The organism is Puniceibacterium confluentis (genome assembly GCF_007923445.1).
Lineage (GTDB): Bacteria > Pseudomonadota > Alphaproteobacteria > Rhodobacterales > Rhodobacteraceae > Puniceibacterium > Puniceibacterium confluentis.
Genome location: NZ_VOJI01000057.1, coordinates 1 through 5310, shown reverse-complemented (window position 1 = coordinate 5310; position 5310 = coordinate 1). Strand labels below are relative to the sequence as shown.

3 protein-coding genes and 1 pseudogene are annotated in these 5310 nt (G+C 56.9%); 1 reads left to right on the top strand and 3 read right to left on the bottom strand.

Annotated elements, in window-relative coordinates; all coding sequences use genetic code 11:
• Positions 1 to 186: 186 nt before the first annotated feature.
• Together FOY53_RS22345 and FOY53_RS22340 are read right to left on the bottom strand one after the other, a co-directional pair.
• Positions 187 to 819, bottom strand: coding sequence for a response regulator (locus FOY53_RS22345; RefSeq protein ID WP_146592500.1), 633 nt, complete (start codon positions 817 to 819; stop codon positions 187 to 189).
• Complete coding sequence (locus FOY53_RS22340) at positions 819 to 2543, bottom strand: sensor histidine kinase (protein ID WP_146592499.1); 1725 nt, start codon at positions 2541 to 2543, stop codon at positions 819 to 821. The genes FOY53_RS22345 and FOY53_RS22340 overlap by 1 nt, the downstream gene beginning before the upstream one ends.
• Positions 2544 to 2772: 229 nt before the next feature.
• Between FOY53_RS22340 and FOY53_RS24035 the strand changes: the two genes are divergently transcribed.
• Positions 2773 to 4725 (top strand): hypothetical protein, encoded by a 1953-nt coding sequence (locus FOY53_RS24035; protein ID WP_186766728.1) that lies wholly within the window; start codon positions 2773 to 2775, stop codon positions 4723 to 4725.
• A gap of 447 nt (positions 4726 to 5172) precedes the next feature.
• Here the strand turns inward: FOY53_RS24035 and FOY53_RS22330 are convergent.
• Positions 5173 to 5310 (bottom strand): annotated as a pseudogene (locus FOY53_RS22330) (IS5/IS1182 family transposase); the annotation flags it as partial.

Sequence of the window (5310 nt, the reverse complement as noted above, 5' to 3'; positions counted from 1 at the left end):
GAGACTCGCGCTTGGAAAAGAGTCCCTCGCGCCTGACCAGAACAACGTTCTTGGCAGCCGACTTTTTCAGCGACCTGTTAAGGGAGCAAAATTTTTCAAGCGCATCCGAATAATTTTTTCAATTCTTCTCCTCCAGTATTGATATTAAAATATTTATACTAAAATTTTTTAAAATTAAATCCGCGTTTATAGCCAGAGATTGGCATGTGCCAAATTGACAAGTTCAACTCGGTTGCCCACTCGGGATTTTTCGTAAATTGTATGAAGATACATCTTAACCGTTCCTTCGCTAATCTTGAGTTCGCAGGCGATCTCTTTGTTGCGCAGACCCGCAGCGACCAATCTTGTCACCTGCAGCTCCCGGTTCGTTAGCAACGATGCTGTTGGTGATGCAGGTCGCTGGCTCGACAATGCCACGTCAAGCGCTCGCCGGGCGATTTGCGGATCATACCAGTTATCGCCAGCGCGAACCGCATTGAAGCATTGAACAAGCTGCCTGGGAGCGCTTTCCTTCAGCACAAGGCCGTTCACGCCCAATTCAATGGCTTCCAGTGTTTGCAAATCGTCCAAGCTCGAAGTTAGGAGCACAATTTTTACAGGATCTTGCGCTTCCTTGACCACGCGCACTATTTCCAGTCCAGTCGGCGGTGGCATACTGACATCAAGAAGCAAAAGATCCGGCTTTTCCCGGACCAGCGCTTCAAGAACCTCTGCGCCGGTTTTGCAGCGCGCCACGACATCGTATCCGGCCCCTTCAAGAAGCGTGGCAAGCCCTTCAAGGAAAATTGGATGGTCGTCTGCGATCAGGATACGGCTCATCACGCCGCCTCAAGCGGAGGCATTGGCAGGTGAATGTTCAGTCTGAGACCTCTGGCGGAACTGTCGATCACCAGTGCGCCGCCCAATACTGCAACTCTCTCGCGCAGGCTGCGCGGACCAATGTTCAGGCGGGCACTTTCGTGGCTATCGAATACACCATGCGTAGAAAGTCCGCTTCCGTCGTCGGTGATGGTAACGTTCAGGCCCTCGTCAGTTTGCCCGATGGTTACGTCGACTTTGGTAACGCCGCCATGGCGCGCGGAATTCGCGGCAGCCTCGCGTATGATCTGGTTAAGGTGGTAATCAACGTCCTGCGAAACCCTTAGCTCGCCTGAAGGCATCTTGACAGCAACCTTTATGTTCCACTGGTTTTGCAGGCCCTCGGCCAGTTCGTGCATCCAGGCCTTCCGAACCTGGACGCCGTCGGTCGGTTCCAGTTGGCCGGGCCGCAATTTGCGTATCAGCCTTCTCAATTCTCGCTGCTCGCCAACCAGCCAATCCTGCAAGATCCTGATCCGCGATGTCACCGCGGCGGGGTTGCTCTCTGCCAGTCGGGCCAGGTTTTCCAGTTGCAGGGCTGTTCCCGACAATGTCTGCAGTGTGCCATCGTGCAGGTCTCGCGCCAGGCTTAACCGCTCTTCAGCATGGTTAGCGCGGCTTTGGACGGCCGCAGTCTCAATCCGGTCAAGTCCCTCTCCGATTTGTCGCGCCAACAGTTCGGCGATGACGGCGATATCCCACCATCGTCCCTTGGGGTTGGTGATGTACAGCCTTCCTTCGGAGTATTTGCTTGGCACCGAGACAGAAAGAATTTGAGCATCGCCGCTGAATTGGTTCGGGAGAGGCGAACGTTTGCTCGGATCGGCAGGGCAAGGCAGCATTTCGGTCGTGCGCATCAACTCGTCCCAATCCGCCCCCGCATTAATCCAGACGGGCGCGTCCGCGGGTTGCGACATCAGTCGCATGAATACGTCCGGGGCGACGCGCTCGACACGCATCTTGCCGGCATTCCATATGTGTGCACCGGCACTCGGTTCTTCCGGCTCATCCATTGCCAGCACGACCTGGGGGGATTCAAAGGTCTCGCCCAGATAGGCCGCGCATTTGGTAAGGAAGTCATTACGTTCCTTTTCGTACCATGGGCCTACAGACATCGGTCGCAATCGGCTGGCCTGTTCGGCAATGCGTTCTTGATGGTATGCAAAGTAGACCAGCATACCGCCGGTTACAATGACATGGGCGCTTCGGATCAGAAAACGATCTGTTTCGAAAATCGTATCCGGGACAAACTGCATAAACACAACCGTCGAGAGCACCTGTAGGACCAGTACCGCAAGTGAAGTCCAGAGAGCGCCACGCCATCGCCAGCGGAAGGCGGCACTAACAATCGAAAAAGTGAACAAAAGAAAGAACGGACTTGTCGGTCCTTCGGTTGTGTAGACCAGAAAGGTGAAGACTCCAAGATCGGCAAGATGAGCCACCACGGCAAGCATGGGTCTTGGCGAAGGTCGGAACAGCAGGATTGCGACAGTTATGGCAAAAGCGGCATAGCCCAACAATAGCGTATAGGTCAGTGTTGGCACCCGAGTCGGCTGAGTCGGATCGAGCCAAACTGCGAGTAAGATCACGAAAGCAAGCGGCAGCCGTGCCAAGCCGATGATACGGTCGGACCGCGACGCCGCCAATCGTTGCGACAATTCCAAAGTGTACACCCCGGAGACCATTAAGTAATTGAGAAAGGTTATAATTTTTTTCGCATTTTGGGAAGGGAGCGGTTAGGCAATGCTTTTCTTATGTTGGTTGGTCTTGTGGCCCCCTATCCAAAGTTAGGGTCGCAGGCCTATCAAATTATAGCCGCGTCCCTATCGATCAGCAAATTGTTCTTTCCTCTAGAAAGGTTACACCGACCGCTGGGAACAATACCCGTGTGTACGGGGTATGGGGGGTTTAACGATGACCACAACTTACAACAGCTTCGCCGATTGGCTGATTGGCAAAGGTTTTGGTAGCTACCTTGATGCTGAGGGCGAGCTTGCCAATGGCACCTCACAGGGCTTTTTTTCATCGCAGTATTCGGCATGGCTGGGCCATGTGATTGAGGCCTACGCGGCTGATATCCGTACCTACTTTGGGCTTGCTGCAAACCACCAGATATCTCTCGCCAGCATCAATCAGAACGATCCCTCGGGTCTGCCAATAATCAATGGCCTGACGGCATCTCAGGTCGATTTCCTGTTCAACGACACATCAAATTTCACATGGCAATCGGGCATCAAGAAACCCGTGACACATGAACGGTTCTACTCCAACGAATTCAATTTCGGCGGAGTGGTGGATACGACGCCCCCCTTGGCGCCGGCCGTGGCGCTGGCCGATGACACCGGCAGCAGCGGCAGCGACCTGATCACCGGCAACGGCACGCTGAACGTGGTCCCGGCCGAGGCGGGCGGCACGATCCAGTACTCCACCGACGGCGGCGCGACCTGGACCCCGGGCTTCGCCGCCACCGAGGGTGTCAACAACGTCCAGGTCCGTCAGACCGACGCCGCCGGAAACCCCGGCGCAGCCGCCGCGCTCAGCTTCACGCTTGATACGACCGGACCGGCGGCGCCGGCCGTGGCGCTGGCCGATGACACCGGCAGCAGCGGCAGCGACCTGATCACCGGCAACGGCACGCTGAACGTGGTCCCGGCCGAGGCGGGCGGCACGATCCAGTACTCCACCGACGGCGGCGCGACCTGGACCCCGGGCTTCGCCGCCACCGAGGGTGTCAACAACGTCCAGGTCCGTCAGACCGACGCCGCCGGAAACCCCGGCGCAGCCGCCGCCCTCAGCTTCACGCTTGATACCGCCGCGCCCACTGACATTCGCATCAATGTGGCGGCAGCCCTGATTGCGGCCGCAGCGGGTTCTGGAAGCGGGAACAACGCTGCAAATACGACGACTGGCATCGCGACGACGATCGGAACGCTTTCTGCCACAGGTGCGGGTGCAGGCGCATCATATGCGATCGTCGGAGCACCGGGGAAGTTCGAGATTGTAAATGGTAACGAACTTAAGCTTTTCGCCGGGCAAACCATAGCGGAAGGCGACTTGGAGGCCAACCTGACCATTCGGGTGACCGATATTGCAGGAAACAGCTATTACGAAACCTTCACTTTCAAGGCCGGGAATGCCAATACCAACGCCCAGTCGATCTTTGGCAGCGATGCGGCAGGTTTGGGTACCCTCGGCAGTCCGACCACTGGCGACGACTTCATCTTTGGCTTCCGCGGTCCGGATGCGCTAAACGGCGACGGCGTTACAGTCTTCGGGACCAGCGGCGACGACGCGCTTTTCGGTGGTATCGGCGATGACAAGCTCTATGGCGGCGCCGGAAACGATCAGCTCTTCGGTGGAAATGGCGACGACCTTTTGCAGGGTGGGGCCGGAAATGACATACTTTTGGGTGGTCTTGGTGAAGATCAGTTCCGCTTCAACGCGCCCGCAGTGAATGGGCTCGACAACGTCCGCGACTTCCTGGCCGGAACCGACAAGATCGGCCTTTTGCAGAACGGCGGCGGTTGGAATGCGGCAGCAACTGCGGCAACTGCCAATGGCCAGGTTCTGGCGGTCGGCGATTATGTCAGCACACACCTTGCGATTACCAACATTCTTGCCGCCAATACCAACAAGGTCGTGGAACTTCAATCGGCACAAACGACCCTGCAGATTGCCAATGGCATCGGCGGGGCTGCCAACGCCTATGTCGTCGTTTTCAACTCGACGACAGAACGTGGCGAACTGTGGCACGATACCAACTGGAGCAATACCGCAGACCGCTATCAGGTTGCGACATTCGATGGCATGACAACATTACTGCAGGTGCAGGCATTGACGAATGCCGACTTCGTCGAGTGGATGTGACGACGTAATCGCGCCGCGCCGATCAGAGCACTTGGAAACTTTGCCTGATCGGCGCGTCGGCGTAATGACCAAAGACATCGTGAGGAATTGTTATTTGTGGACGGCTCTGTGTTTGTGACGGTTCTTGACTTGCTCTGATCGTTTCCACTGCATGACCGCCGAAGCCAAGGCGGCGCGCCATCGAGTGTCGTGATCCTCCGCTTATCAATCGCAGCGTGCTGCCACGTTTGGTTCCAGACGTGCCCGCGGCGGCGTTCCGGTCGCAGTCCGCGACCGCCGTCTCGCACTCGACGGGCTTGCAGGTTAATCGGCCGCATTAGCGATTGGCTGTGCATAATTTACAGTTGAACGGACGGCCAAAAATAGTCCTTTCAGTTTTTCTCGGCGTTGCCCGCCTTTGTTGCGCAACTCGCGCTTGAGGGGTGACAGCCCCTTACCCCACTGACGTCATGCCACACGGACGGTCTCGGCGGTGCCGAGGGCGTTGAAGCGGTTCATGAGGGCGATTCGGATGTGGATTTCGGCGGTCTGGCGGTCGGGGTCTCTTGCCATGATGCGCTCGCCGAAGGCTTTCAGGCAGCGCAT